The organism is Anoxybacillus flavithermus, assembly GCF_002742685.1.
In the GTDB taxonomy this organism is placed as follows: Bacteria; Bacillota; Bacilli; order Bacillales; family Anoxybacillaceae; genus Anoxybacillus; species Anoxybacillus flavithermus_E.
Genome location: NZ_PEDM01000021.1, coordinates 1 through 26884, shown reverse-complemented (window position 1 = coordinate 26884; position 26884 = coordinate 1). Strand labels below are relative to the sequence as shown.

Genomic DNA, 26884 nt, shown 5'->3' with positions numbered 1-26884 from the left:
CCCCTATTCGATTTCAAGTAATACGTCCCCTTCATTCACAAAATCTCCTTCTTGCACGCGGATCGCTTTGACGACTCCTGCCACTTCGGCAGCAATCGGAATTTCCATTTTCATCGACTCTAAAATGACAACATCTTGTCCTTCTTCGACAACATCACCTACTTGAACAACGATTTTCCATACGTTTCCCGCCATCAATGCGACCACTTCATGCATGTGTTTTTCCCCCTTTTTTGTTCATATACATATTCACAAAGTTTGTTGTCGTATGCCCTTGTTGAAATGCTTCATGCGTTAATACAGCCGTTAGCATCGGAATGTTCGTTTTAATTCCTTCGATTTTATATTCATGTAATGCCGCAATCATAGTGGCGATGGCTGCTTGTCGATCGCTTCCTTTAGCAATACATTTGGCAATCATCGGATCGTAAAAAGGAGTAACGACCGAACCGCTTTGCACGGCAATTTCATGGCGTACATGTTCCCCGCTCGGCAGTTGTAAAGATGTAATCGTCCCGGGAGATGGGAAAAATGTGTTTGGATCTTCAGCGTAAATACGCACTTCAATCGCATGTCCTTCTCGTCTTACTTCATCTTGTGTAAAAGGCAACTGTTCTCCTGCTGCAATGCGCAGTTGTTGTTCGACAATGTCAATCCCTGTAATTTCTTCTGTGACAGGATGCTCTACTTGTAGACGTGTATTCATCTCAAGGAAATAAAAGTTTTTTTGCTCATCTACGAGAAATTCAATCGTTCCAGCATTTGTATATCCGATATGTTTTGCCGCTCGCACAGCCGCTTCGCCCATTTTTTTGCGCGTTTCTTCGTCTAAAAACGGAGAAGGCGCTTCTTCGACAACTTTTTGATGGCGACGTTGGATAGAACATTCTCTTTCCCATAAATACACGCAGTTTCCGTGTTTATCAGCTAACAGTTGAATTTCAATATGGCGCGGATTGTCGATATATTTTTCAACATACATCGCTCCATCTCCAAAAAAGGAAGTTGCTCGACTTTTATTTCCTTCAAATGCTTTTCGTAGCTGCTCTTCGTCATAAACAAGTTGCATGCCAATTCCTCCGCCTCCTGCCGATGCTTTCAACATGATCGGATAGCCGATGTTTTTTGCTACATGTGCTGCTTCCTCGGCATCAGCAAGTGGAAAGGAGATGCCGGGCACAATCGGCACCCCTGCTTCCGCCATCGTTTGTCGTGCTTCAATTTTGCTTCCCATTTTCGCAATAACGTCCGGGTTTGGACCGATAAACACGATCCCTTCCTCTTTGCATCGCTGAGCGAATGTTGCATTTTCTGAAAGCAAACCGTAACCTGGATGAATGGCTTCCGCTTTCGTTTCTTTTGCAATCGAAATAATTTTTTCGATATTTAAATAGCTCTCATTCACGCGTGCTTTTCCAACAACATACGCTTCATCCGCTTGCTTTACATGAAGCGAATCGGCATCCGCTTCCGAATAAATGGCAACTGTTTGAATGCCGAGTTTTTGGCACGTGCGAATGATGCGCAATGCAATTTCTCCTCGATTAGCGATAAGTACTTTTGAAAACATTTTCTTCCCCCTTACACGTTCTTTTTCTGCTTTACTCGTTCGCGCGCCCATTCGCGCAATTTAAATTTTTGAATTTTCCCTGATGCAGTCATCGGATACAATGTTGTAAATTCGATATATCGCGGAATTTTATGGCGCGATATGCGACCTTCACAAAACGAACGAATATCTTCAGCGGTCGCATGTTCCCCCTCTTTTAAAATGATCCACGCCATCACTTCTTCTCCGTACGTTTCGTCTGGAACACCGACAACTTGCACATCAAGCACTTTCGGATGTTTATATAAAAACTCTTCAATTTCGCGCGGATAAATATTTTCTCCTCCGCGAATGATCATATCTTTTAACCTTCCTGTAATACGGCAGTAACCGTTTTCATCCATTACCGCTAAGTCGCCTGTATGCAACCATCCCTCTTCGTCAATGGCCTCGCGTGTTGCTGAACGATTGTTGTAATATCCTTTCATGACATGATATCCGCGCGTGCATAACTCCCCTTGCACACCAGGTGGCACTTCTTGATTTGTAACGGGATCGACAATTTTCACTTCCACATGCGGAAGAGCGCGCCCGACTGTTTCCACCCGCAATTCAATTGGATCATCCGTACGTGTTTGTGTAATGACAGGGGAGGACTCTGTCTGTCCGTATGCAATAGTAATTTCTTTTGCCCCCATTTTTTCGATGACTGCTTTCATCACTTCAATTGGGCAATTCGATCCAGCCATAATGCCTGTACGCAAAGAAGATAAATGATATGATGCAAAATCCGGATCGTTTAATTCAGCAATAAACATCGTTGGTACCCCGTGAAGAGCTGTACATTTCTCATCTTGCACCGTTTGTAGCACTTGTTTCGGATGGAATTGCTCAAGCGGTACCATCGTTGCCCCAACTGTTACGCAAGCAAGCGTACCGAGAACGCAACCAAAGCAATGAAAAAAAGGTACGGGAATACATAAGCGATCTTCTTTTGTTAGCTTCATACATTCGGCAATGTAATACGCGTTATTGACAATGTTGTAATGTGTAAGCATGGCTCCTTTTGGGAATCCTGTCGTTCCTGAGGTATATTGCATGTTGATGATATCGTGTGGATCGAGGGAATTCATTCGTGCATCGAGTGCTGCGTCTTCGACATCTTCCGCCATGGCTAAGAGGTCATTCCATGAAAATGTTCCTGGGTAACGTTGTTCACTTAATACGATGACGTTTCGTAGTTGTGGAAGTCGTTTCGCTTGCAGCTTTCCAGGTTCACAATATGCAAGTTCAGGTGCAAGGTCGTACATCATATTAATGTAGGAAGCATCACGATACTTTTCCATTAAAACAATTGTTGTTGCATCAGATTGTTTTAACAAATATTCTAATTCGGCTGTACGATAATTTGTATTTACTGTAACAAGCACAGCTCCCATTTTTCCTGTTGCAAACTGGCATGCCAGCCACTCTGGTTTATTTGTTGCCCAAATAGCAATGTGTTCTCCCGCTTCAATGCCAAGTTTCATCAATCCTTTCGCAACGAGGCGACAATAATCGTTAAATTGTCGATATGACCAGCGCAACTGACGGTCTGCATACACAACTGCCTCATGATCGGGATGTGCCAAAGCCTTTTGCTCAAGCAATTGTCCAACTGTGATATGAAGCATACACTCACTCCTTTTTAGCATCCTAATTGACGGGCAATGACGAGCCGTTGAATTTCCGATGTCCCTTCGCCAATTTCCATCAACTTCATATCGCGAAGATGACGTTCAACGCCGTATTCTTTCATATATCCGTATCCACCGTGAATTTGAATCGCTTGATTACAAATGTGAAATCCTGTTTCGGAAGCAAATAATTTCGCATACGCCGCTTCTTTTGTAAACGGCTTGCCTTGATCTTTTAACCATGCCGCCTTGTACACCATATTGCGCGCAAGTTCCAATTGCATGGCCATGTCAGCAAGTTTAAACTGGATGGCTTGAAATTTCGCGATCGGTTGCCCGAACTGTTTTCGCTCCTTTGCATACTGAAGCGCTTTCTCGAATGCGGCTTGCGCGATACCGACAGCTAACGCTGCAATGGAAATACGTCCCCCATCTAGCGTATATAAAAACTGCTTAAATCCTTTTTTCGGATCGCCTAATATATTTTCTTTTGGCACGCGCACATCTTGCAAAACAAGTTCACACGTATTGGATGCCCGAACGCCCATCTTGTCATAATGACAATTAATCGAAAACCCTGGCGTATCCGTCGGAACGATGAGCGCAGAAATAATATTTTTTCCTCGTTCATCCTTTCCTGTGACAGCGGTTACAATCACTTGACGGGCATAACCTGCATTTGTAATCCAACATTTTTCTCCGTTAATGACGTATTCACCCCCATCTAAAACGGCGCGCGTTTGCGTTCCCCCTGCGTCAGATCCTGCATTCGGTTCTGTCAATCCGAACGAACCGAACGTTTCACCTTTTGCCATCGGTACGAGCCATTTCTCTTTTTGTTCTTCTGTCCCGAAATAATAAATTGGGCTAGCACCAAGCGATACAGCCGCCGCATAACTTAACCCTGTTCCGCCGCACGCTCGACCAATTTCTTCAACTGCAATCGCATACGAAATCGTATCTCCTCCCGAACCACCATATTGTTCAGGGAACGGAATACCGAACAGTCCAAGCTCGCCCATTTTTTTGAATGTGTCAATTGGAAAAATGGCTTCCTCATCCCATTTCGACGCATATGGGGCAATTTCCTTTTCCGCAAAATCGCGAACCATCTCTTTAATCATTTGTTGTTCTTTCGTTAACTCAAAATGCATCGCTTTTTCCCCCTTTGAAAAAATAAAATATGTGAAACCAACAAGCCTGTTTTGATAGCAAACCGACTAGTTGGTCTGTGCGCTATGCAACATTCTTCATTCGTCGCCCACATGCGACAAAAGAAATGACGAAATATCTTCATCTCGCTTCGCCTCTTCTGTCAAAAGCGAATGTAAAATTAAATCATTAAAGGCTGTGGCGATTTGTTCAATCGACATCGGTCCATCAGGCTTATACCATTTATACATCCAGTTCACCATGCCGATGATCGACAATCCCGCAATTTCAACAGGCACTTCTGCACGAAATTGTTTTGCTTCAATACCTTCACGAAGCACTTGAAAAATAATTTGCTTATACTGCTCACGTTTTGCGTTAATTTTTTCAGCGTATTCCGGCTTTAAATATGCTGCCTCTTGATTGAACACTGTAATGTGCGGTTTATATATATGGAAAACTCTTACAAACGACTGGATGATTGCACATAGCCGTTTAGTTGGTGTCTTATATTTTACATATGCTTCTTGCGCTTTATTTAGCACATACGTAATAAACACATCGTGAATGTGGTAAAGCAGTTCATCTTTCGACTTAAAATTATGATAGAATCCGCCTTTTGATGCTCCACATTCCGCAACAATTCGATCTACCGTCACCCCGTGATATCCGTACTTTTCAAATAGCGTAAGCGCCGTTTCAATAATGCGATCTTTTAATTGCTTTTCAACCATGCATACAAACTCCTTTTTGTTGTATTTTAACACAATTTTCAGAAAAGTTAAATGATTTTCGTATAGAAAAAACTAGCACGGTTTATCGCGCTAGCTTTATTTTCATATTCATATATGGTCGCAAAGTTGAAAATGGAATAAGAAACTCGCGAATGCCGGCAGCGTACGGGGCAATTTCGTATAAACCATAATAAACGACAATACCATCTTTCGTCATATAATAAGGTTGATCATTTGGCATCTTTTGCACGACGGCAACAGCGTTGTCAAAATACAAATCGTTTTCTTTCTTGATTTGAGCCATCACTTCGTCTATAATCACTTGTTTGTATTTCGTTCCTTTTTTAAATAAGTCGCTTAGTTGCAACGATTTCCCTGTATGGAAATCAAAATTGTTTGGCACTTTCACTGTCATTCCGTGTGCCCCACCTGTATAGCTATATAACGTAACAGGAATGCTTAAAATGCCATGTTGATTGTACGTCACCTCATAATTACTGACTGCCGCATGCAATCGATATGGAAATCCTTCCTTTTTGCTTATTGCCATATTTTCTCGCGCTTGCTTTTCTACTTCACGCTTTAAATCAAGCGACTCCTTTCGCAATAAACGATTGACTTGGCGCTGGAAAGATTGGTTGATCGAGCCGGATACAATCGGAATGTTTAAATCGACTTCCATCAGTTCATTTGTATATTTCATTTGCTTCGTTGTCACAGTAAGTGGCTGGCTGTACGCTGTTAACATAAATAGTGCCAACACGATGATCCATATGTTCCGTTGTCTGAACACGTTGTTCACCTCGTTTGTTTTACCAAAAGTTTGCGTTCAAACAAACGAATTTATGCATTACTATCATTTCAACATTTGTTTCACTAACTCTCGATTTCGCTCCTTAAACGCTTCGTGGTGAGATGAAACCATCGCATACGGATCGGCAGTGGGCTCAATGAAACGTTTCGCATTATTTACCGCATTCGCTGCGTCTTGGAAGGCACCTGTAAGTAAATATAACTTTCCATCATATTTTGAAATATCGCCAGCTGCATATAACCCCGGAACAGAACATTCTCCTTTTGCATTTGTCGCAATATAATATTCATCAACCATTTGAATGGGTAGTTCACTATTGGCAAGCAATGAGGCATCTCGTTCATATCCATGGCTAATAATGACATCATCTACATCGAGTTCAAACACATCGCCCGTTTCATGATTTGTCAATACCACTCGCTCAATCGTTTCATGATTGGAGCTGGCAACTAATTTTGTAATGGATGTATGGAAAAAGCAAGTGGCTGAACTATTTAATAATTGCGTCACTGGCGCCTCATGTCCTTTTAACGATTCATTGCGATAAGTCACATATACTTTTTTCGCAATTGATACGAGCTCATTTGCCCAATCAATCGCTGTATTTCCCCCGCCTGAAATGATCACCGTTTTCCCTTTAAACTGTTTTAACGATTTCACCGTATAATGTAAATTTGTAATCTCAAACTTTTCGGCTCCTTCAATTTGAAGCTTTTGCGGTTTTAATATACCGCTTCCTACTGCAATAATGACCGTTTTCGACACATGTTGTTGTCCGGATGATGTTTGTAAAACAAATATCCCGTCTTCTCTTCGCTGAATCGTTTCAACTTTTTCATTTAATACAACGGTTGGATGAAAGGTCATCGCTTGTTTAACAAGTTGCTCACGTAATTTCTCTCCCGTAATCGGAGCATGCCCCCCAACATCCCAAATCATTTTTTCTGGATACACATGCAATTTCCCACCTAATTGCGGCTGATATTCAATCAGTTTTGTTTTCATTTCTCGAAGTCCACTATAAAACGTCGCATACAGCCCCGCCGGACCGCCTCCAATAATCGTCACATCGTATAGTTGTTCCATCGGTATCACCTTTTAAATTTGATTATCATTCTCATTTAAATATACATCTTTTTTCAAACTTTTACAATGTAAAAAGACAGGCCAATGCCTGCCTACTTTTTGCCTGTATAAATGAAAATCGCATCACGAAGGAATTCCGCCATTCCTGATTGTTTTTGGTCGTAGTACGCTTTAAACCGCTCGTCATCGACATACATTTGCGCCAATCCCGCATGCGCTTCTCTTGAGTAATGATCCCAAAAATAGCCTAACCATTGACGATGCAAGTCCGCTGCTTTTTGCGCAAGCTCTCCTGCTGGATCGCCCGTCAAAAACGCTTCATGCAATACGCGCAACACTTCTTCGCCGAGCTTTGTCGCTTCTTCATATTGTGCTTGCGTCATATTTTTTACTTTTTCGTTTGATTTGTTCACTTGCTCATCGCCGTATTTTTCCCGAATTTCTTTGCCATATTTTCGTTCGTTCTCGTCAATGAGCTGCTGCTTAAACGCCTCAAATTTTTCTTTGTCGCTCATCATGATTCTCCCTTCTTTCGCTAATAGCGTTTTTTCGACATTGGCGATTAGCGCCTCTAACCGCCTCCGTTCTGCCAAGAGTTTTTCGCGATGCTGCTTCAACGCCTGTACGTCGTCAAATGACGGGGACGTGAGGATTTGCTTAATCGTTTCTAAATCAACCCCAAGTTCGCGATAAAACAAAATTTGCTGGAGTTGGTCTACCTCTTTCGGGCCGTATATGCGATAGCCTGAGGTGTTTACTCTCGCTGGCTTCAAAAGACCGATTTCATCATAATATCGTAGCGTTCGGCTCGTAACCCCCGCCAATTTCGCTAGTTGCTGCACCGTATATTCCATTCGCTCACCTCCTGACAATTTCATGATAAACGTTTACGTAACGTCAATGTAAAGAAAAAAAATAAAAAATCTCGCCATAAAAGCGAGCATTATTTAACCAACCCGTGTTTAAATGCATAAATGACCGCTTGCGTCCGGTCTTGCACGTCTAGTTTCGCTAAAATATTGCTGACGTGGACTTTGACCGTTTTTAATGAAATAAACAACTCCTCGGCAATTTCTTGGTTCGTTTTTCCTTGCGCAATTAATAACAACACTTCCATCTCGCGGCTCGTTAGTTGTTCGTGTGGAAGCGATTGTTTCCGCACGTTATTTATCATTTTTCCCGTTACTTCTGGTTCGAATACCGATTGTCCATGAAACGTGGCACGAATCGCATTTGCAATTTCGCTTGCTTTCGACGTTTTTAACATATAGCTGACTGCCCCTGCTTCAATCGCTGGATATACTTTATCATCGTCTAAAAAACTTGTGACAATCATAATTTTTGCGTCTGGCCAAGCGCTGATAATTTGTTTCGTTGCTTCGATGCCGTCCATCGTCTCCATCACTAAATCCATTAAAATAATATCCGGGCGAATCTGAAGAGCAAGTTCAACCCCTTTTTCTCCGCTTTCTGCTTCCCCGACAACTTCCATATCCGGCTGGGCAGATAAATACGCAGAAACACCAAGCCGCACCATTTCATGGTCATCGACAAGCAATACTTTAATCACCCTGCTCCCTCCCTTATAAGCGGTACTTTCACTTCTAACCGAGTGCCTTTATTTTTTACACTAACAATTTTCAACGTCCCACCAATTTCAGCCGCTCGTTCGTACATATGCTGTAAACCGTAAGAGCCGCTTTTTGTCCGTTCGACATCAAAGCCAACTCCATCATCCGACAGGCGCAAAAGGACAAACCCATCTCGCTCAAGCAACAACACTTCTAACATGTTCGCTTTCGCATGACGGAGCGTATTGGACACCGATTCTTGCAAAATGCGGAATAAATGATCTTCTACTCCACGATCGAGTGTCACCTCTTCTATTTTCCACTTGATCTCCATCGGTACTTTTTGGGCAAGTTCCATTAACAGCTCCTTCATCCCATCTTGAAGCGATTTTCCTTTCAGCTGTATAGGCCGTAAATGCAGCAACAATGCTCGCATTTCCAGTTGGGATTGGTGAATCATTTGTTCGACGAGCTTCAATTGCTTTTTCGCTTGTTCACTTCCTGTATACGTTTCCATCAGTGCAGACATCATCATCGATGCAGCAAATAGCTGTTGGCTTACCGAGTCATGTAGCTCGCGCGCTAGACGGTTTCGTTCTTCTGAAATAATTCGCTCGATGAGTTCTTCTTCGTTTTCTACCTTTTCTGTCGCTAGTTTTTGGGTACGCTTCGTTTGTTCGAGCCAATGCTTTTGCAGCTTTTCTATTCTCTCCCACACATCATTCAGTTCTTTTGCTGTTTGTTTGCGTGATAGCTCTATATTCCCTTGTTCCATTTGAAGCAACGCATGTTCAACCGCTCGCCATTGTTTTCGCCAAAACCAATCGAATGAAATGCCAAAAAGCACGCCAATACCGCCACTTGCCATAAACAAAAAGAGGACAAACGGCACTCCAAGCACTGTTTCGTTCCATAGTGCCGACCATTCCGTAGGCGGAAACGTGAGAACGTATGAAAGAAATGATACAACCGAAACGGTAAAAGCGAGTAGAAGGGCCCCAACAATATGCCGGTTCATATTCGTTTCACCTCAACGTTTCCGATCGCCATTGAGGTGATGATTTTTAGCCTCTGTTCGGCAGTTTCATACGCTGGCGTTTGATAAATAAACGTTTGGTTCCATAGCCGTTCCGTTTCTCTCGAAAAAATAGACGCTGCCCCAAATAACACCGAATGGACAACGCTCACTTCCATCTCGTACGGAACGAAAATGTGCACATTGCCAATCCATCCACGAACAACGATCACCGCTTCCCCTTTCGGAACAACCGCATAGCTTAAATCAATAACTGTATCGCCAATGCCTGTTTGAATATTCACGTCGCTCCATTCATAAGCATACTCCGGTGTTTTTTGCCGACCGAACAACATGTTTTGAAAAAGCGGCCGACGAAAAACGAGTTCTGTTTCTGCATGGCTTGTTTCCATCTCTGGACGAATAACGGCAGGGCGTCGCTTCGATTGAGCAAATTGGATAATCGCATACAACAATAGTGCGACAAGCAAAAACCTAACCGTGATCATCGTGAACACATGCACAACAAGACCGACGCACCCAAGCCAGAAGGCGATTTTGCCAAGTTTCCGATGCCATTTTTTCCTCCCTATATAAATCAATCCTGCCGAAAAAAGAACAGAAAAAACAATGCCTGGATGAAAAAACGAAATTTCCATCGCAAAAATAACGAGTGCAAGCAGTACCACCCAACTGACATAGTCGGTCGTTTTTTGTTGATCCATGGGGCTTCCCCCTTTCAGATGTAAGTTCCTCCATAAAACGAAAAAGGCGCAACAACGTACGCCTTTAGCATATATGTTTATTGCTCTTGCTGCAACCGCTTTTCTAATTCGGCAATGCGAGCATCAATCGTATGGCGATAATAGTCTGACTGTACTTGTTGCTCGAGGCGTTCTAAATATGACTCTGTATCCACAAACGCAGAAAGCGTCGGGCTTGTATATCCGTCTAGCACTCGATTCATGCGGTAATGCGCCCGTGCGATATTTTCTCGCCCCATCAGCTCCATGCGCCGCATCTGCATATCTTTTAGTTGATGTTTCATTTGTTCGTATTTCTTTTCTAGTTCCAATAGCTGTTCGTTTGTTTGCTCAAGCAATTGCTTTAATCTCGTCGCTCGCTCTTCGTACTGCATTTGCTCATGAGACGCAAACGTAAACAACTCTGACTCACCAGCTTTTGAGGCAATATCCGCCTGTTTCTTCCGCTTTTCCGCAAGCTGTATAGCTTCGCGATATTCGCGTGTAAACTGCTCTTTCAGCAAGTATTGCCGTTCCAGCAGCTTCCGTACTTTTTCTACTTCTTGTTCGCATTGGCGTAAGTATTCATTTAGCACCGCAATCGGATTTTTCTTTTCTTTTTCGTCCAGCCATTCATGAATATCTGCCGAAATCATCGTTTTCATGCGAGAAAGTAACCCCATTGTTCTTCGCTCCTTTAATAATGTTTTTGTAATTCTGCCCATTGCTTTTCAAAGTGAACAAACGGATCGTCAACGACTTGCATCACTTCTTTCGGTTCGTTCCATTTTTTATACACGACATAAAGCACATACCCTGCTACAATGGCAATAAGCGCTGGTACATTCGAGACGCTCACCATCAGCGCAGCCAAGCCAATCAGCGCCCAAACGATTTTGCCGAACGTCGAATCGGCTTTGAAAAACTTTTTGACCGCATAGTACAAAATCGCCAAGCTGATCGCTAATCCAACGAGCGGACCGAGGTGAAACATAAGCACGAGCACCGCAATTCCACCTGCAAGCAATAACCCGATTTTTTTTAACATCCCTTTCGCCCCCTTCCTTGCTTTCATCTTACCGATTCTCACCTTTGTTCATCATGTCCTATAGCTATATTTTCAACTACGACTCAAGGCGTATTTTTATAATGATGAAAGTCGTTTCAATTCTTATGCGGAGGGGGTATAATAGTAATAAAACAGGGGTGTGTATAAGCATGGCACGAGGCATATCGTATCAAGCGAAAGACATTTTGTTCAAATCATTAAGTGAGTTGTACAAAAATCAAGCACTCGATGTATACGGACTCCACGGACTCCCTAAAATTAAAGCATTGTTACCAAATGAGTTTCCAGCTGTCCAAGCGAGCACGAAGCGATCGGATACGCTATTTCTTCTTGAGGACGACTCCATTCTTCTACTCGAATATGAAAGCAACAATCGATTTATCGCTAACCATCTAAAGTACCTCGATTATGCTTACCGACTATTAGACACATATTATAAAACAGAGAAGCAAATTCGACCGATTCGTATTGTTGTTATTTACACGAGTGATGTCACACGTGTGGAGGAGCAACTACATGCAGGCGATGTATTCACTTCCTCAAAGGCAGTATTACTTTGTGAATTCAACGGCGATGCGATTTTTCATGCAATTGAAGAAAAAATTCACAACAATGAACCGTTAACTACCGAAGAAACGATGAAGCTCATTCTCGTCCCTCTCATGCATAGCCGCTACGATCGACAAACGATGATTGAAAAAACGATTGGACTCGCAAAAGAAGTCACAGATGAGCCGACACAACTGCACATCATCGCTGGCGTTTTAACAGCTACCGACAAATTTATTGACGAACACTATGCAAAAAAAGTAAAGGAGTGGATAAAAATGAACAAAGTCCTACGCTTGCTTGTCGAAGAATTAGAACAAGAAAAAGAATTAGCCGTGAAGGCTGCAATGGAAGAAACAGAAAAGAAAAAGGCCATCGACATCGCTAAAAATCTTTTAGATGTTTTACCTATTCACGAAATAGCCAAACGGACAGGTCTGTCGATTGCGGAAGTTGCTGACTTAGCAAAAGAAATGGAAGCATCCCTTCATAACAAAGAGCCGCAATAAAACAAAGCGGCTCTTGTTGTGGGTCATTTCAAACTCGAGATTTGTGCAATGGAACACCAATATTGTAGCTAAACACACTTGTTCTAAGTCAGATATGTTTCTATTTTCGCTAGACATTCATCAATAATTTTATCTATTTCTTCCATTTGTGCATCTTCCGAATTATACTTCTTTAAAATTTTTACATGTCGTGCTTTCCAATCCAATGATTTAATTTGGTCGGTTAAAATTGCCCCTGTTATTGGATAACCATCTCCATCAAGAAATATTCCTTCTTTTGGTAAATTCACTTCGAAAGGATAACCTTTCTTTTGATTGGTAATTGGGCAAACAGCTATAAATCCTGTTGCTTGATTGAATTCTTTAGGCGACAAAACAATAGCTTTCCTTCTCTCGGCCTGTTCATGCCCAGCTTGTGGATTGAAGTTTATGACGATAAAATCGCCTCTCTCTGGCACATCTACCGACATTACATTAATTCACGCCCTTCTATCCCAAAATCCATTTCCTCGTGTCGATTTTCAGGTGTAATCTGTGAGATGAGTTCTTCCAACGTGTATTTTTTCCGTGTTCTTTTTGGTTTTAATGTAATAATACCTTCATTTCCAATCACATTTAATTCCATTTCTGAACCTTGTTTGATCCCTATTTTATCAGCAACATCCTTTGGGATACGAATCCCTAAACTGTTTCCCCATTTTTGCGCAACAACTGTAGCCATATAATCTCCCCCTTTATTTCGGTTTATTTTGCTTTCTAAATGTTTTGAGTCCATTATATCACCCTTAACTTAAGATGTATATACATAGTATATACATCTTAAAAAAATGATACCTCTAATTTTTCGACAAACCCTGGTTCGTCACCAAACATGTACTTGCATCTTCCAAGTATAAAAAACGTCAAATAGCCCCCTCCTTTTTAACTAGGTGGGGGAATTTGACGCCTTACATTTGAACCGTATGTCTTGCAGCCTCCTTACACCACATCGGGTGTGCTGCGTAAACCAGAGGTTAAAATTTTAATTTGGATGTATATAGAACATTTAATGCTAGTATAAAAGAGTTCTAATGACTGTTGTAAATCACTTATCCTCCTTATCTTGCAGCTCCAGTGTCAGAAATAGACTTATTTTTGTCCAGCTGTAACTGACGAATACTCGGGATAATTAGTGGCCAAGTCACTGCAAGAAGTGTGACAATAGCAGCAATTACAAGAGTCATACTTACTCCAACGACCGATGAAACAGGACCAACAACAGCCATACCAAGTGGTCTCAATGCCATAGAACCGAATCGGTTAATTGAATCGACACGTGATAGTAGCTGATTAGGAACGAGTCGTGCAATTGTTGTATATTCAAGAGTACTAAAAAATGAAATGACCGTACCCGAGACAAATTCAGAGATGACGATAAATGGGGTGGGAGCAGGAATTGCTAAAAGAAACAAAGTGGGTCCTGCTCCTAGCAACAGTAATGCATAACCTACAAAAAGTGGACGCTTTGGTTTAAAGAACATAGCTAAAAGACTACCGACTATGCTTCCAGTTCCTAATGCAGTAACGATGAGCGCCCAATCTGGTGCACCACCAAGGTGCCTATCTGCTACTAGTGGCCCAAGCACGTTGAGGCTAGGTAACAAGAAGAACTGGAATATACTAGAACTTAATATAATTACTGTCAACCATTTTTGTCGTCGTACGTAATGCAACCCTTCTCGAATTTCAGTAGCTACTGGACGTTTCCCTACGTTTTTAGGATGTCCGAGGGGACCACTAGTTGCGATAATAACTGCACTTGCAAGGAAAGTAAATGCATCTATAATAAGTAGCCAACCTGGATTTATAAATATTAATAATATTCCTGCTAAAGCAGGTCCGGCAACTTCAGCCGCGTTACCCGCAATTGCGAATAAGGCAAATGCTTCTTGTTGCTTACCCTTCGGTGCTACCTGCGCAATCGCTCCCGTGGAAGCAGGATTAAAAAAGCTACTTGTTGCACCCCGTATAGCAGTTAAAAGTGCGACACTCCATAAACTGGCTTCACCGATAATTAGGAGTAGCCCAATAATCCCTTGGGAGCAGAATCCCACGATATTGGACAAGATCATGACTGTTCGACGTGGGTAGCGATCGCCGACCACTCCACCGATAAGCATTAGAACCAAACTCGGCAATGAACGTGCAGCAAGGACCACCCCAAGTGCCGATGCGGAACCGAACAAGCTCAGCACAGCAAAGGCAAGTGCTACTGGTGTAAGCATATCACCAAGGATTGAGATACTACGGGCAAAAAATAAGAAGCAAAGCTGACGCGAATGCAACAATGTTAATTTTGACTGGATACTCATAATGCTCACGATTTTACCTCAGCAAGATGGACATATGGCTTTAGATTTGTCACCGATAGTTTCGGTCGTGATATAAACTTCATTTTCGTTTCGCCCTTCAATTTCGCCTCGCGCCCTTTGAGAGATGAAATCGTTGGAGTACCATCTAATCCTAGCTGTGCCCATATTTGCTGCGCCAATTCTGGGAAAATAGGTGCACCCAGCAATGTAAGTCCAAGTAACCACTCGCCCTGCTCAATCGTGTTGTCATACATCCAATTTTTAAGAATGGTAACAGCTGATGGGAGATCTAGCTGTCTCGGGTTCAACGACTTTGCCTGTTCATCCAATACGCGTGCCATACGGTCATTATAATAAATAATCGAGTTAGATGCTTGCTCAATAGTCGGTATCAGTCTCTGCACATACCACTCTCGGAACGAAGTTATGGTATTGACAAGTGCCTCTAAAGTAATGTCAGCATGTCCTATATCAAGTTGAGCGTGTGCAAGGAAAAATCGAAGTTCATCTGAAGTAATCCCAGTGTTATCATCAAGTATCTCGACTAGCCAAATGCCATGGCGTTTACTAGTTGAGCACTTTTGACCCTCTAAAAAGAGCATACCGTTTACCACCGTTATATCGAACGGCTTGAGAAGTCCATCTGAACCGTGAGCAATGACATGTGGTGCAATAAGTCCTGGAGTGGAGTTGTCATTTCCAAAAACACCTATTGTTGTGACTTTACTATGTGGGTTAAAAGGATTCATCGTAGTATTCTTAAGTTTCTTGTATACCTCACCACAGTAGACACTGTAAAGATAATATGGGTTTGATAGAACAAAACCAGGTGGTACTAAATTACTTTCGATGCCCCAGTTACCTGGTCCAGTAAGACGAATACGCCCTCCACGATGTTCAATGTACTCTTTAACCGCCTTCATCCAAACCGGTCTAATACCAGAATCCTCGAGACATTCAAGTATCTTTGTTGATTCCTTAGGTCGGGCAAACCAACTTTGTATAGAACGCCATTCTAGGGTACTGTTGTCTAACCGTGACTTAGGTTCAATGAGTTCCTCAGGTTGAAAATGTGCTCCGCAATAAACACAAGAGCTTCCTTGACAAGACTGTCCACATTGGGGACATCGACCTGAAATCCAAGTTCCAATCATTGGCTCTCCCGATTTAGTTGAGTATGGAACGCGTTCATTCTCGAGTTTCGCACTTCCAGTTTCCTTCAAACGAAGAAGCGTTTTCTCATGTATCTCTAAGTAACCCGAATAGTGCTCTGAAGAACGCGGATCTATCCAAGCATCCAATTGGATATCTAGACTACTTAGGTCTCGAAAGATAGCACTATGATAGTGGTCACAGGTATCCTCAGGCGTCTTTCCGCTACGCATAGCCTCCGCAATAACCCAGTTTTCAAATGCATCACTACCGGTAATGATACTTACATCATATCCTCGAACACGCAATGCACGTCCCATTACATCGGAACGCAAATATGTTCCAGCTCCATGACCGATATGCATGCGTCCATTCGGGGTTGGCTGCATTGGGACAATTAAAACTTTTTCATTCATTTTTATCTCTCCTCGTATAGTATGTTTAGAAAGATTTTTAAATCGAATTTCCAATTGGATATGCTCCTTGACAATCGTATATGTTTGAGTGATTTGCTCACGTGGGGAGGGGCGCGCCCCCCACGTGGATCGTACCACATCGGGGTTGGACTTTTCGCGATGTTCTTGGATAATGATCTTGAGGATCATCGGGGCTTAAAAGTGACGGCTGTCATGCAGGAACAGTTTATCGCCCTTCAACGGCTCACGCGCATGCGCTATCATCTCGTCCATCAGCTCACTCGAAAAAAGCAGTACTTCCTCCAACACTTGTTTTACAAGTGCAGTTCCTTTACCCAAGAGGTGGACAGCTCCGTTTTCGGACATGCCATCTTAGAGCTTCTTCTCGAGTCGTTTAGCGTAGACGAAATCTCTCAGATGGATGTGCAACAGCTCGCTGACTTCTTGCACCAGAAAGGACGCAATCGCTTTGCCGATCCGGAATGCATCGCCAAGTCCATTCAAAAGGCGGCTCGTTCGTCCTATCGGCTTTCGAAGTGTGTCGAGGATTCCATCGACTTGCTCTTAGGCCTATCGATTCAATCCATTCGCAGCCTTCAAGCGCAAATCAAAGAGCTAGACAAAGCGATTACTCGCCATTTGGAAGGCATTCCAAATACGCTACAAACGATTCCTAGCATCGGACTTGTTTACGCTGCCGGTATCTTAGCCGAAATTGGACAAATCGATCGCTTTGACAACCAAGCCGCCTTAGCAAAGTATGCAGGTTTGACTTGATCCAAGCACCAGTCCGGTCGGTTCCAAGCCGAGGAGACGTCCCTCATTCGTTTCGGCAATCGCTATCTCCGTTACTACCTAGTGGAGGCTGCCAACTCGGTACAACGGCATGATGCGTCGTTTCGCACCTATTATCGGAAGAAGTATGAGGAAGTACCAAAGCACCAACACAAACGAGCCCTCGTCCTCACCGCTCGAAAACTCGTGCGTGTGATCGATGCGCTGCTACGCAACGGTCAAATCTACACGCCAAGAAAGGGGGAAGATCGATAGGGGTATCGATCTAACTGTTTTTGTATCAAAACCTAGTTAATGACATCAGGCAAGACTGGGCTTCTTAAGTATTGCCTTTTTTCGGATCATCGGACAATCGAATTTCCAATTTCGATGATTTTTCACCTTGACATGTTACCGTAGGACTTTCTCTATTAGTTTAAACTTGGACTTTTGGTGTTAGGATTATCAACCTCTAGAATGAATGCCTCTCTAACAGCTGCGATGACATTTTCTATTTTCTCATAATTGTCGATCCGAACGAAGACGAGTCCACTTATCGCTGAGGAGTCAAGCAGACCATCTACAACATCACCTGGTTTGAGTTTAATATCGGCTTCAATAAATCCAGGAACATGTGCAAAGTCTTCGGCTGTGCTTATGTTACTTACTTTACCTCTTCGTGTCGGTAACATAAGTTGAGCTATCTGATTACCTTCCAATACACTTTCTGGACTTTCCCATGAATACTTCTCGCCTAGAGATGCAGCGATGTGAGCTTTCCATGAGTCGAAGCCATTTTGGAGTTGGAGCATCCTTCTTATTCCTCCACCTCCTGGACGGCAAGCTATTTCACCTGCTAATAGTCCTTTCGGTGTTAGAAACACTTCAAAGTGAGTAACTCCGTTAGTAATACCTACCGCTTGTACTGCACGATTATGCATATCAAGAACTTCAGCAGCTAAAGGATTGTCGGATTCCAACATAACAGATCCAAAAATATCAGACGCGTAGTCAAGTACTGGTCTTAGATAGCGTGAAACGCGTGCAAACACGATTTGTCCATTTTCTACGTAACCGTCACAGTGTAGCTCCATGTCTACATTGAGAAAATGCTCAACTATTACTGGAAACTGTTTCTCAGATGTTGTCTTTGGATTAGATAATCGATGAAAATACTCTTGACCAGTTTTTAAATAGAGTTCATCCTTATTGTGAAAGACCATAGTTGCGTCTGTACCAGCTCCTATGACCGGCTTAACGATTATCGGCCATCCTACTTTTTCCGCAGCTACAGCAACTTCCTCTAATGAGTTTGCAAGTGAATACGCAGCTGTAGGCAAACCATCAGAGGTAAACTTACGTTTCATAGCATATTTGTTTGTACAGTTCATAATAACATCGAAAGTAGGACCTTCTAGACCGAGGAAGTCCCGTAAATAAGCAGCTGTAGGAGCAGCACGTTCAGAAAGGGAAACAACTGCCTCATAATTATTACAATCTCGTTGCATCACTACAGATTTGGTAGCACCTGAAGGGTCGTTAAGATTCTCGACCATCACAATGTCAGTATTAGGAGGATACATATTGACAAAACGTTCTTCAGTTACAAACGTCACTTTTAAGTCCGACCGAGCTGCAAGTGCCGCAGCATGTACCCTATCACCAGTGTTTACTACTAGAATTTGTTTCATGGAATTTGTCTCCTTTCTAATAATGTTGCATCACTAAGATTAATAGCTTCTTGTCGAAGACGATTCCAAGCAACGAATTTTGAATCAAGGAATGGGGATGATGCTGATTTAGAATGAATTAATCCCCAGAGGGGTTCCAGACGTGCTCCCCTTGAGAGCTTTGCCCGATAGGTTGCCATCCCATAGTCAATATGATTATAACCGTTTTCAATAGCAAAACGGATTATTTCGTAGTATGTCAAGTTAAAGTACTCGAATGCGTTCCCTTTTACCCCAACTCCAACACTTCGTGCGTAAACTGTGTCTTCCCATAAGAAGAGTAGGATACCGCCAATAGCGCGACCTGCATGTTCAAGAATAAGAACATGACTGTAGTCATTCGCAGTGTCAGCTAGTGTTCTGAGCTCTTTTGCTTCGCTTTGAGGCGAAGTATTATGACCATATTTTCGTTCGTGATGTGCGAATAGTTCCGCTAAGGTATCAATTGAGTCAGCAAGCTTGCTTGATAAGATGCGGTACCCTTGAGAGGAGAAAACACGTATCTCACGACGTATCTCGCGACGATTGCCCCCCTTCATACTCGCTAAGTAATCCTCAAAATTATTCCATCGTATATCTAGAATAGCGTTCGCGCCAGCAACGACAAAATTGGTATCCTCGGTGATAACCTCCTCTAGTTGCTTACGACCACGCTCATTAATGTAAAGAGCAGATATTGAAGCAGCACCATATTCTTTGGCGTAATCTTTAGCAACCTCAATCATGCTTGTCAGTACATAAGCTTTCTCCTTAGCATCAAGGAAATTTGCTACGAGAAACTCGCAAGAGTAAGCAGCACGGGAGCCAATAATAAGAGTTGGTGACCAATCATTTCTATTAAATATTCCTCCAGAACGAACTAAGAAGCGGTTGTATGGTTCATAGAAACCACGTGCACTAGGTTCCCCTCCATAAATCGGTAAAACCCCCAGTAGTCTCCCTTCCTTGTCTCGAGAGACGACGTATGTAGTGCCACCTCCACGCAGCCGTTCAATCGCAAGGAGCCACGGTCGACTTACATAAAAAGTGCGCCCTTCAGTAAGAGGCATGAGTTCTGTTTCTGAAATACTTTCAAGTGAAGATACTAATCTAACATTATGCTGGTAGTGACATTCATTAAACCTATTTTTTGAGAGAACAAAATCAAAACTCAATTTACCCCAACCTCCTTTAACACAGCCGATAGGGTTTTAACGTGAGTTCCGTTCCATCGTCGTCCATCACCTCTATCAATCAATATAGGATGCATTCCAGCTTTTGCTGCACCTTCAAGTTCGTTGTCGTTTCCATCTCCAACATAGACACATTGGGAACACGGTATTCCAAGCTCCGAAGCAGCATGTATATAAATCCGTACATCTGGCTTCATGATGCCGATATCTGAAGAAAGTACTACTACATCGATTAGTGGCTCGAGCATAGAGGATGATATCATCTCGCGCACATCACTACTACAGTTTGACACTATAGCAGTTCGAAAACCATGTACTTTCAACGTCTTTAATACATTGCCAGCGTCTATATATGGTGTTTGAAAGGCTGATCCATGAATACGTTTACGGACTCGCATAGCCTTTAAGATATTCTCATCAGACCAATTTGAATTAAGTTCTCGTCGAAGCCAGTAAAAGTATTCCGATAAATTGCTGGTTTCTCTCCGAGAGCGTGTTTCTTTCCAGGGTTCCTCAAGTACTTCTGGATCAAAACCTAGTGCTCGTGATATCTCCTTAAATGCTTGTTGCTTAACTTGATTGCTCATAGGGACAAGCGTGTTCCAAAGATCGAAAATAACTGCAGATATCTTACTAGTTTGCATCGTGGACCTCCGATGGAAAGTTCTTTGGCCAAACAAGGATTTTAGGATTTACCCAGTCAGTGTTGTCAATAACGACGTCAGCAAACAAGTCGGGACGAAATTTTTTTAAGTATTTGCGTTGGGCAGGTAAGTACTTTGTATAGTACTTACGTATTACTTCATCACCTTGTGTCGGTACATCACGTAACCGAGCACGTTGGATTATAACCTCCTCGCTAACATGAAGATATACAAAGAAATCAATTAAAGGACGGGTCTCTTGTCGAAAGAGAAATACACCCTCAAGTAAAACAATAGTGTTCGGGGTCACGTTGTAACGCCTTTGCAGTGACCATGTGTCCGATAGAAGTTCAAGATGGGTCAGTGTGATATCGATTTGTCCCCGCCTCCTTATTGGTAGCAACACTTCATGGACAAGTCGATTGAAGTCGATACTTCGTTCGTAGTATTGCTCAGGCTCAGGGAGATCGGATGCATAACGTATGGATTTTGGATTATGGAAATCATCAACGTGAATCGTTTGTACTGGTATGTTCTTGTTTTTCAAAAAATTGTCTAGTTCAGCCGTTAACTGTGTTTTCCCCGAGGTATCCATTCCAGTAATACCCACAATAAGAGGTTTGTCACCTAATCGCTTTAGAGTAATAAGAGAGCAGAGATTTTTGATTAGATTTTGACGTGTTTCACTGCTCATAGGTTTGCCTCACTTTCTATAGACTCCGAAAGCAGGTGCTCTAATCTGGAGGATAAAAGTCGGTAAAGATTTTTTCCGTAAGCTGAATTGTCTTTACGATGAGGCGGCGTAGGTTCTATTCTCAATATTGAAAGGTTTTCGTACCTGTGCCCCCCAATCAACGCAGCACCGTCTTCATCAGCCCATAGTCGTTCATTTGACGATGACGGTCGAACTAGCTTACCAGACACTAAAATGTCGGGTGCTTCTCCTTTGTATCCGAGTGCCTGTACTACAAGCCCTGAACTGTCCAGAAGGTCCGATGCTTCGCGAATAACTTTAACCCTAACAATATGTGCATTTGGTATTTTACCAGACCACAAATTACAATAGAGCTCCTTTGACTTATGTCTAAGTCCTGAATCACGAAAAACAATACCGGTGTCTGGACAAATATCTTGATTAGGATCAAACAATTGTTCACGGCCTAGCACCTGTTCTTTCCGTGCTTGTTCTTGGTTTTCGTACATCAGTCGAGCCAAACTACGCTGTATGACGAAAATCGGAGGGCGACGGTATTCAGAGTGATAGCGCTCTAGTTGATTTGTCACCTCTAAAAGAATCTGTAATGCTGACATTGCGCTGTGTGAGCATCCTACAATTACAATAGGACGTCCTCCTAAGGACAGAATCTTATTCTCTAGAAGTTTTCGTTTACTTAAGCTTATTACTGAGCTCGATAACATTACCTTATCCCGCCATGCTTCAAGTTCAACGTGCGGTCGTTCACGTCTGCCAGTGGCAAGAATAACGTGTCTCGCATGTATGATATCCCCCCCATTTATATGAAGAGTCACAGGTCCTTTATCAGAGTCTAATTCTATCTTGTTGACATTTGAGTTCAATCGAATTGCTGTATCTCCCAACTTATCTGAGATTACTGATCCAACTTCAAGAAGTGCAGTAGAAAGATCTTCTGTTCGGATCGGATTTTGGCACTTAGCTACAGAGGTTACCTTTGAATTATTCCGGAGCACTGCAAAAGAACCATGGTAGCTTAATGCTTTGAAGAGACTCGAACCTGTAGAGGAGGTTGTAATTGTATAATCGCTAAATGCTCCGGGACCTATAACATTACCACGCTCAACAATTGTGATACGGTATTTTAGGAGCTCTGGAGCAGAGGCAAGGAACGTTGTTGTTCGAAACCCACCCCCAATGATAGCAAGGTCCCAATTTATTCTTTTCGGAGTGAGATTGTTATCAGATAAATAATTAAATTTTACAGTCGTCATATAGGCATCACTTCCCTTAATAGAGTCTCAAATCGGGTACAAATAAGCTCCGCCTCTTCTAAGGTAAGAATAAGAGGAGGACGAATCTTAAGAACGTTTCCGTAACCATATCTTGAGGTTCGAAGAATGAGACCAAACTCCATTGCCTTATTAGCTAGCCAATTGGTCAGTTTTGTGTTCGGTTTACCATCTGCATCGATAATCTCTACACCAATCATTAAGCCCACTCCACGAACATCTCCAACAAACAGATATTTGCTTTTTATGTCTTCCAACCTTGACAAGATATATGCTCCTGTTACTCGTACGTTTTCCAGAAATGCAGGTTCGGAAATCACTTCAAGGGTCGCCAAAGCTGCAGCAGCCGCAAGTACGTTCCCCCCATAGGTGAATGAATGTTCATGAGGAGCTAATCCGCCCAGTTCGTCGCTAGCCAAGATTGCAGCAACCTGAGCACCTGATCCACCTAATCCCTTAGCAACTGTAATTGCATCTGGCTCAACACCGAAGTGTTCAGCTGCGAACATCCGCCCAGTTCGTCCTATTCCTGTCTGAATTTCATCGAAAATCAGTTTAATGTCATGTTTATCACAAAACTCACGAAGCCTTTGGAAGTATCCATCAGGTGGAACAATATTCCCACCATTTCCTGATATTGGTTCAACAAGGATTGCAGCTACGCTTCCGCTGCTTGCAAATTCAAGAAAATCTTCTAACCTACGGACACACATAAAATTACATGAGGAAGGGTGCTGTCCATAGAAGCATCGATAACAGTATGGATCAGGAACATGGAGTCCGCCTGGAAGAGCTAGCGCGAAATTTTCTTTACGGAAGGCATTTCCCGAGAGATACGCCGTCATCATTGTTTGCCCTACATGGCTACGAAAAAGTGTGATAATATCTCTGCGACCAGTAGCACGCTGGGCCATCTTTATGGCGCCTTCATTGGCGACGGATCCACCAGAAACTTTTAGATGAACTTTGGTCAAACGCTTCGGAGAAAGTTCTACAAGTCTATGAGCGAGTTGATTGATTGGTTCGGTTTGGAACGATGATGTTACGTGAACAAGTTGTTCAGCTTGTTCCTTGATTGCCCGAATAACTGCCGGGTGCCCGTATCCGAGGCTAAGATTAAATGTTGCAGATGCACAGTCTATATACTGTCTTCCTTCTTTGTCATATAGGTATATACCCTCCCCCTTGATCATTTTAATATTGGAAACTGGGTAATAGAGAGCCTCTGCGTCGGCTGTTTCTAACGAAGTAAAACTCTTAACATCAATGTTCCCCATATTTTATCACCTCATTGTCACTTACTTGATAGTTGACAAAGATTATAAATGATTTGAATGTCAACCAATAAGAAACTATCAATTAAATCAATAATTCTATTACACTCTTGTTATCCCTCATCCCTTCTTGAAAAAGGAAATTTTGTTACATCGTTTGTTTTTCGTATAGCTCAGATACTCTAAACGATATACAAACACACAATTTTCTTAAACCCCTTAAAAAGGAAATTGATGTTATAATATGGTTCTTCACCAAAAATTGTATTTGATTTTTTATAACACTCTCCACTGACACATGTTTTTACAACAAATAAAAACCACCCCTTTTTTTGAATTTGTTTGAAATAATTTAATTTTCATACATGTAAAACTATAACAAAAAAAAAAAAAAAATCAATACTTTTTTGACATAAAATTATCAATAAAATATCAATATTAACTTAAAAGAAAAATATACCCATTTAACACGACATCACATTCTCTAAAAACCTCTCACAAAAAATATTTCAGTTAAAAAAACGATTGGACTCGCAAAAGAAATCACAGATGAGCCGACACAACTGCACATTGTAAATTAGCACGCTATTTCAGAACTACTTTTTCAAATTATTTTGGATGAAAATCGGAAATACCGCGCAAAATGTTTGCGAATTCTCTCCGATTTTGCACGCTTTTTCCGATCCTTTGCACATTATCTCAGACGAAAATCAGAAAAAGAAGAGGAGCCGTTCGGCCCCTTTCCTTATGCTCCTGTTTCCTCCACCGCCATTCGAACAATTTCTTCGTCAATCACGTCCTTTTTTAGCTGGTAGCCGTATAAAAGGCACGTCGTCGTTAACGTATTGATGACTCGTGGCCATCCTTGCGACTGTAGGGCGATCGCCTCTAAAGCCGCAGGGGTAAAAATCGAGTGTTTCGCTCCTGCTTGCTTCATTCGCTGCTCAATGTACGCGGCCACTTCTTCTTTCGGGAGCGCTCCCATCCGATATCGCATGATGATGCGTTGTTGAAGCGGACGATGGTGATTCAAGCGCAACCGTATCTGTAAGTGTGGCAGTCCTGCCAAAATCAACACGAACGGATTCGTGGAGTCCATGTGAAAATGAAACAGAATGGCGATATCTTGCAAAAACGCATCTTTCGCAAGATGCATTTCATCTAGCAGAATCACTGGAGTGATTCGACGTTCCTGATACATTCGTTCGATTCCTTGTTGAATTTGGTAAAACAAGTCCACTTTGCGGTATTTCGGTTCCTCGCCTAACCCTAAGGCTAATCCTCGATAAAAATCCATCACCCCGCCCGTGGATAACGGGAAATACACGACGTGATACAACGAAGGATTCAACGATTCTTTGAACGTCCGAAGGGCGAACGTTTTCCCCGCCCCCGGCTCTCCTGTCAGTAGACCGATTCCTTTCGTTCGTTTCACGTAATCCAACGCGTGTAAGGCCTCTTCGTAAGAAGTCCCTCGATACGCTTCCGACGGGTTGGTGTCTTTCGAAAACGGCTCTCGAGAAAGCGAGTAGAACGTTTTATACATCCGTTCCTGCCCCCTTTCCTAGCCCCGCAAACGGCGATCGATGTCGTTTCACGTGGGCATTATCGTGCATGCGCACCAGTGTCGCTTTCGCTGCTTCTTTGCCGTCTTCGTATACATACACCCCTTGCTCATCATACCGAATTTCCACGGATTGTCCGATAAACCGAGGCGGAACCTCATACAGCTGTTTGTTTAGCGTAATCGTCCCATCCGCCTTCACTTTGCGAAACTCCCGTTTCAAAAAAATCGTGTCCAGCCAAGTCGCATCCTCCACGAACGATACCATGTGCACTTGCGATTGAAACACTTCATGTGGCGTTTTTCCTTCTAGTGACGCATGGGGCTTCCGGTGGTAGTCTTCTTCGAGCCACTTCCAGAAGCGTTCGTTCAGCTCTTGAAGCGACGTCGCTCGCTCCATCTCCAACAACGGGTAAAACCGAGTTTGCACCGTCCGGAAAAATCGCTCGATTTTCCCTTTGCTTTGTGGATCATATGGCTGCGTATGAATGAGCGTGATTCCTAATTCTGCGCAAGCATATTGTAGGGTCTCCGATCGATAAATTTTGCCGTTATCCGAGTAGATGCGCTTCGGTGTCCCGTACCGCAGGAACGCTTCTTTTGTCACGATGCGCAACCCGTCAAATTTCTCGGGAGAGAAAAACTGGGCATACGGCACGACCCGTGAACAATCATCGATGTAGGCGATCAGAAACGTTTTTTGCGCCTTTCCATTCTCTCGAATCACCGGGTCATGGGACAAATCCCCTTGCCATAACTCGTTAACTCGATCGTACGCAAACCGTTTTCGTTCAGGCATCGGGGAAATTTCTTTCCCCACTAGGTTGTATTTTTTTAATAAACGATATATATATATATAAGTTGAATTAAAGATTTACAACTGAACACACAAACGATCGATCGTTTGTTCTGGTTTCTGGTTGATTCGCTGAATAAAGGCTTGGACATTCTTTCTAATTTCTTGCACACTCGAATAGAACACGTTGTAAATCACGTCTGATTTCAGCCATTTCCATAGCCCTTCAATCAAGTTCAATTGCGGACTGTATGGTGGCAAAAAGACGAGCTCTAACCGATCTTCGTGTTCTTTTAAAAATGGCTGAATGAGTTTGGCATGGTGAATTCGAGCGTTATCTAAAATGATCACCATTTTGCCTGTCGGATAGCGTTCTAACACAAGTTGAAGAAACCGAAGAAATGTTTCTGCGTCATAGCGTTCTTCTTCGATGCAAAACACTTCCCCTGTTTCGTAGTTCAACGTGCCAATCAGCTTCAGCCCTTGATGTTTTCCAAATGTCGGAATGATTCGTTGTTTTCCTTTGACAAACCATGTTTTTTGAATCGCTTGGTAATC

Annotated in this window: 25 protein-coding genes and 3 pseudogenes; 2 read left to right on the top strand and 26 right to left on the bottom strand. The window is 42.6% G+C overall.

Features of this window, described 5'->3' with window-relative positions; all coding sequences use genetic code 11:
- Positions 1-3: 3 nt before the first annotated feature.
- The 13 genes from CS060_RS09830 to CS060_RS09770 all read right to left on the bottom strand — a co-directional run bounded on the left by CS060_RS09830 (position 4) and on the right by CS060_RS09770 (position 11388).
- Positions 4-216: an acetyl-CoA carboxylase biotin carboxyl carrier protein subunit gene (locus CS060_RS09830; protein WP_006322526.1), complete on the bottom strand. Its 213-nt coding sequence runs from the start codon at positions 214-216 to the stop codon at positions 4-6.
- The gene (gene accC / locus CS060_RS09825; RefSeq protein ID WP_099668913.1) at positions 209-1570 is read right to left on the bottom strand and encodes an acetyl-CoA carboxylase biotin carboxylase subunit; all 1362 of its coding nucleotides are present in this window, start codon (positions 1568-1570) and stop codon (positions 209-211) included. The genes CS060_RS09830 and accC overlap by 8 nt, the downstream gene beginning before the upstream one ends.
- An 11-nt stretch (positions 1571-1581) precedes the next feature.
- On the bottom strand, positions 1582-3222 hold the full coding sequence (locus CS060_RS09820; protein WP_035047975.1) for an AMP-binding protein: 1641 nt from the start codon (positions 3220-3222) through the stop codon (positions 1582-1584).
- 14 nt (positions 3223-3236) lie between these two features.
- Positions 3237-4379, bottom strand: coding sequence for an acyl-CoA dehydrogenase (locus tag CS060_RS09815; RefSeq protein ID WP_035047977.1), 1143 nt, complete (start codon positions 4377-4379; stop codon positions 3237-3239).
- Positions 4380-4475: 96 nt separating this feature from the next.
- Complete coding sequence (locus tag CS060_RS09810) at positions 4476-5111, bottom strand: TetR/AcrR family transcriptional regulator (protein ID WP_019416563.1); 636 nt, start codon at positions 5109-5111, stop codon at positions 4476-4478.
- Positions 5112-5193: 82 nt separating this feature from the next.
- Entirely contained in the window at positions 5194-5904 is a 711-nt protein-coding gene (locus tag CS060_RS09805; protein WP_035047980.1) for a DUF3298 and DUF4163 domain-containing protein, read from the bottom strand.
- Positions 5905-5967: 63 nt separating this feature from the next.
- Complete coding sequence (locus CS060_RS09800) at positions 5968-7011, bottom strand: NAD(P)/FAD-dependent oxidoreductase (RefSeq protein WP_035047982.1); 1044 nt, start codon at positions 7009-7011, stop codon at positions 5968-5970.
- Positions 7012-7103: 92 nt separating this feature from the next.
- The gene (locus tag CS060_RS09795) at positions 7104-7865 is read right to left on the bottom strand and encodes a MerR family transcriptional regulator (protein WP_035047984.1); all 762 of its coding nucleotides are present in this window, start codon (positions 7863-7865) and stop codon (positions 7104-7106) included.
- Between the two features lie 89 nt (positions 7866-7954).
- Positions 7955-8581: a response regulator transcription factor gene (locus tag CS060_RS09790; protein ID WP_035047986.1), complete on the bottom strand. Its 627-nt coding sequence runs from the start codon at positions 8579-8581 to the stop codon at positions 7955-7957.
- The gene (locus CS060_RS09785; RefSeq protein WP_035047988.1) at positions 8578-9600 is read right to left on the bottom strand and encodes a sensor histidine kinase; all 1023 of its coding nucleotides are present in this window, start codon (positions 9598-9600) and stop codon (positions 8578-8580) included. Before CS060_RS09785 ends, CS060_RS09790 begins: the two co-directional genes overlap by 4 nt.
- Positions 9597-10322, bottom strand: a complete 726-nt coding sequence (liaF, locus tag CS060_RS09780) for a cell wall-active antibiotics response protein LiaF (protein WP_035047990.1) — start codon at positions 10320-10322, stop codon at positions 9597-9599. Before liaF ends, CS060_RS09785 begins: the two co-directional genes overlap by 4 nt.
- Before the next feature lie 77 nt (positions 10323-10399).
- Positions 10400-11023, bottom strand: coding sequence for a PspA/IM30 family protein (locus CS060_RS09775; RefSeq protein WP_035047992.1), 624 nt, complete (start codon positions 11021-11023; stop codon positions 10400-10402).
- Positions 11024-11037: 14 nt separating this feature from the next.
- Entirely contained in the window at positions 11038-11388 is a 351-nt protein-coding gene (locus CS060_RS09770; RefSeq protein ID WP_035047993.1) for a lmo0954 family membrane protein, read from the bottom strand.
- Between the two features lie 170 nt (positions 11389-11558).
- Here CS060_RS09770 and CS060_RS09765 point away from each other — a divergent pair, with 170 nt between their 5' ends.
- Entirely contained in the window at positions 11559-12467 is a 909-nt protein-coding gene (locus tag CS060_RS09765; RefSeq protein WP_035047995.1) for an RpnC/YadD family protein, read from the top strand.
- 83 nt (positions 12468-12550) lie between these two features.
- Here the strand turns inward: CS060_RS09765 and CS060_RS09760 are convergent, their stop codons facing one another.
- The 4 genes from CS060_RS09760 to CS060_RS09745 all read right to left on the bottom strand — a co-directional run bounded on the left by CS060_RS09760 (position 12551) and on the right by CS060_RS09745 (position 16386).
- Complete coding sequence (locus CS060_RS09760) at positions 12551-12937, bottom strand: type II toxin-antitoxin system PemK/MazF family toxin (protein ID WP_035047997.1); 387 nt, start codon at positions 12935-12937, stop codon at positions 12551-12553.
- Positions 12937-13242 carry an AbrB/MazE/SpoVT family DNA-binding domain-containing protein gene (locus tag CS060_RS09755; protein ID WP_035047999.1) on the bottom strand — a complete coding sequence of 102 codons (306 nt, stop codon included), beginning with the start codon at positions 13240-13242 and terminating at the stop codon, positions 12937-12939. Before CS060_RS09755 ends, CS060_RS09760 begins: the two co-directional genes overlap by 1 nt.
- 322 nt (positions 13243-13564) lie before the next feature.
- Positions 13565-14818 carry an MFS transporter gene (locus CS060_RS09750; RefSeq protein ID WP_231563595.1) on the bottom strand — a complete coding sequence of 418 codons (1254 nt, stop codon included), beginning with the start codon at positions 14816-14818 and terminating at the stop codon, positions 13565-13567.
- A 5-nt stretch (positions 14819-14823) separates the two neighbouring features.
- Positions 14824-16386: a class I tRNA ligase family protein gene (locus CS060_RS09745; protein WP_035048001.1), complete on the bottom strand. Its 1563-nt coding sequence runs from the start codon at positions 16384-16386 to the stop codon at positions 14824-14826.
- Positions 16387-16584: 198 nt separating this feature from the next.
- On the opposite strand from CS060_RS09745, the pseudogene CS060_RS09740 reads away from it, so the two are divergent.
- A pseudogene (locus tag CS060_RS09740) lies at positions 16585-17436 on the top strand (IS110 family RNA-guided transposase); the annotation flags it as partial.
- Positions 17437-17591: 155 nt separating this feature from the next.
- Here CS060_RS09740 and CS060_RS09735 read toward each other — a convergent pair.
- From CS060_RS09735 to CS060_RS09695, 9 genes and pseudogenes are all read right to left on the bottom strand, one after another.
- On the bottom strand, positions 17592-18851 hold the full coding sequence (locus CS060_RS09735; protein ID WP_035048002.1) for an ATP-grasp domain-containing protein: 1260 nt from the start codon (positions 18849-18851) through the stop codon (positions 17592-17594).
- The gene (locus tag CS060_RS09730; protein ID WP_035048004.1) at positions 18848-20044 is read right to left on the bottom strand and encodes a GNAT family N-acetyltransferase; all 1197 of its coding nucleotides are present in this window, start codon (positions 20042-20044) and stop codon (positions 18848-18850) included. Before CS060_RS09730 ends, CS060_RS09735 begins: the two co-directional genes overlap by 4 nt.
- Positions 20041-20706 (bottom strand): HAD family hydrolase, encoded by a 666-nt coding sequence (locus CS060_RS09725; protein ID WP_052025562.1) that lies wholly within the window; start codon positions 20704-20706, stop codon positions 20041-20043. Before CS060_RS09725 ends, CS060_RS09730 begins: the two co-directional genes overlap by 4 nt.
- Positions 20696-21400, bottom strand: coding sequence for a nucleoside/nucleotide kinase family protein (locus CS060_RS09720; protein WP_052025564.1), 705 nt, complete (start codon positions 21398-21400; stop codon positions 20696-20698). Before CS060_RS09720 ends, CS060_RS09725 begins: the two co-directional genes overlap by 11 nt.
- On the bottom strand, positions 21397-22674 hold the full coding sequence (locus CS060_RS09715) for an FAD-dependent oxidoreductase (protein WP_035048006.1): 1278 nt from the start codon (positions 22672-22674) through the stop codon (positions 21397-21399). Before CS060_RS09715 ends, CS060_RS09720 begins: the two co-directional genes overlap by 4 nt.
- Positions 22671-23969, bottom strand: coding sequence for an aspartate aminotransferase family protein (locus CS060_RS09710; RefSeq protein WP_035048011.1), 1299 nt, complete (start codon positions 23967-23969; stop codon positions 22671-22673). Before CS060_RS09710 ends, CS060_RS09715 begins: the two co-directional genes overlap by 4 nt.
- 742 nt (positions 23970-24711) lie before the next feature.
- Positions 24712-25512 (bottom strand): ExeA family protein, encoded by an 801-nt coding sequence (locus CS060_RS09705; protein ID WP_035048014.1) that lies wholly within the window; start codon positions 25510-25512, stop codon positions 24712-24714.
- Positions 25505-26392 (bottom strand): annotated as a pseudogene (locus CS060_RS09700) (transposase); the annotation flags it as partial. The pseudogene CS060_RS09700 and the gene CS060_RS09705, both read right to left, overlap by 8 nt.
- A gap of 12 nt (positions 26393-26404) precedes the next feature.
- A pseudogene (locus CS060_RS09695) lies at positions 26405-26884 on the bottom strand (IS630-like element ISBs2 family transposase); the annotation flags it as partial.

What these genes read in the sequence shown, in the direction of transcription:
- CS060_RS09830 (WP_006322526.1), bottom strand. Translation starts at nt 216, where the DNA reads ATGCATGAAGTGGTCGCATTGATGGCGGGAAACGTATGGAAAATCGTT.
- accC (WP_099668913.1), bottom strand. Translation starts at nt 1,570, where the DNA reads ATGTTTTCAAAAGTACTTATCGCTAATCGAGGAGAAATTGCATTGCGC.
- CS060_RS09820 (WP_035047975.1), bottom strand. Translation starts at nt 3,222, where the DNA reads ATGCTTCATATCACAGTTGGACAATTGCTTGAGCAAAAGGCTTTGGCA.
- CS060_RS09815 (WP_035047977.1), bottom strand. Translation starts at nt 4,379, where the DNA reads ATGCATTTTGAGTTAACGAAAGAACAACAAATGATTAAAGAGATGGTT.
- CS060_RS09810 (WP_019416563.1), bottom strand. Translation starts at nt 5,111, where the DNA reads ATGGTTGAAAAGCAATTAAAAGATCGCATTATTGAAACGGCGCTTACG.
- CS060_RS09800 (WP_035047982.1), bottom strand. Translation starts at nt 7,011, where the DNA reads ATGGAACAACTATACGATGTGACGATTATTGGAGGCGGTCCGGCGGGG.
- CS060_RS09795 (WP_035047984.1), bottom strand. Translation starts at nt 7,865, where the DNA reads ATGGAATATACGGTGCAGCAACTAGCGAAATTGGCGGGGGTTACGAGC.
- CS060_RS09785 (WP_035047988.1), bottom strand. Translation starts at nt 9,600, where the DNA reads ATGAACCGGCATATTGTTGGGGCCCTTCTACTCGCTTTTACCGTTTCG.
- liaF (WP_035047990.1), bottom strand. Translation starts at nt 10,322, where the DNA reads ATGGATCAACAAAAAACGACCGACTATGTCAGTTGGGTGGTACTGCTT.
- CS060_RS09775 (WP_035047992.1), bottom strand. Translation starts at nt 11,023, where the DNA reads ATGGGGTTACTTTCTCGCATGAAAACGATGATTTCGGCAGATATTCAT.
- CS060_RS09770 (WP_035047993.1), bottom strand. Translation starts at nt 11,388, where the DNA reads ATGTTAAAAAAAATCGGGTTATTGCTTGCAGGTGGAATTGCGGTGCTC.
- CS060_RS09765 (WP_035047995.1), top strand. Translation starts at nt 11,559, where the DNA reads ATGGCACGAGGCATATCGTATCAAGCGAAAGACATTTTGTTCAAATCA.
- CS060_RS09760 (WP_035047997.1), bottom strand. Translation starts at nt 12,937, where the DNA reads ATGTCGGTAGATGTGCCAGAGAGAGGCGATTTTATCGTCATAAACTTC.
- CS060_RS09755 (WP_035047999.1), bottom strand. Translation starts at nt 13,242, where the DNA reads ATGGACTCAAAACATTTAGAAAGCAAAATAAACCGAAATAAAGGGGGA.
- CS060_RS09750 (WP_231563595.1), bottom strand. Translation starts at nt 14,818, where the DNA reads ATGAGTATCCAGTCAAAATTAACATTGTTGCATTCGCGTCAGCTTTGC.
- CS060_RS09745 (WP_035048001.1), bottom strand. Translation starts at nt 16,386, where the DNA reads ATGAATGAAAAAGTTTTAATTGTCCCAATGCAGCCAACCCCGAATGGA.
- CS060_RS09735 (WP_035048002.1), bottom strand. Translation starts at nt 18,851, where the DNA reads ATGAAACAAATTCTAGTAGTAAACACTGGTGATAGGGTACATGCTGCG.
- CS060_RS09725 (WP_052025562.1), bottom strand. Translation starts at nt 20,706, where the DNA reads ATGCAAACTAGTAAGATATCTGCAGTTATTTTCGATCTTTGGAACACG.
- CS060_RS09720 (WP_052025564.1), bottom strand. Translation starts at nt 21,400, where the DNA reads ATGAGCAGTGAAACACGTCAAAATCTAATCAAAAATCTCTGCTCTCTT.
- CS060_RS09715 (WP_035048006.1), bottom strand. Translation starts at nt 22,674, where the DNA reads ATGACGACTGTAAAATTTAATTATTTATCTGATAACAATCTCACTCCG.
- CS060_RS09710 (WP_035048011.1), bottom strand. Translation starts at nt 23,969, where the DNA reads ATGGGGAACATTGATGTTAAGAGTTTTACTTCGTTAGAAACAGCCGAC.
- CS060_RS09705 (WP_035048014.1), bottom strand. Translation starts at nt 25,512, where the DNA reads ATGTATAAAACGTTCTACTCGCTTTCTCGAGAGCCGTTTTCGAAAGAC.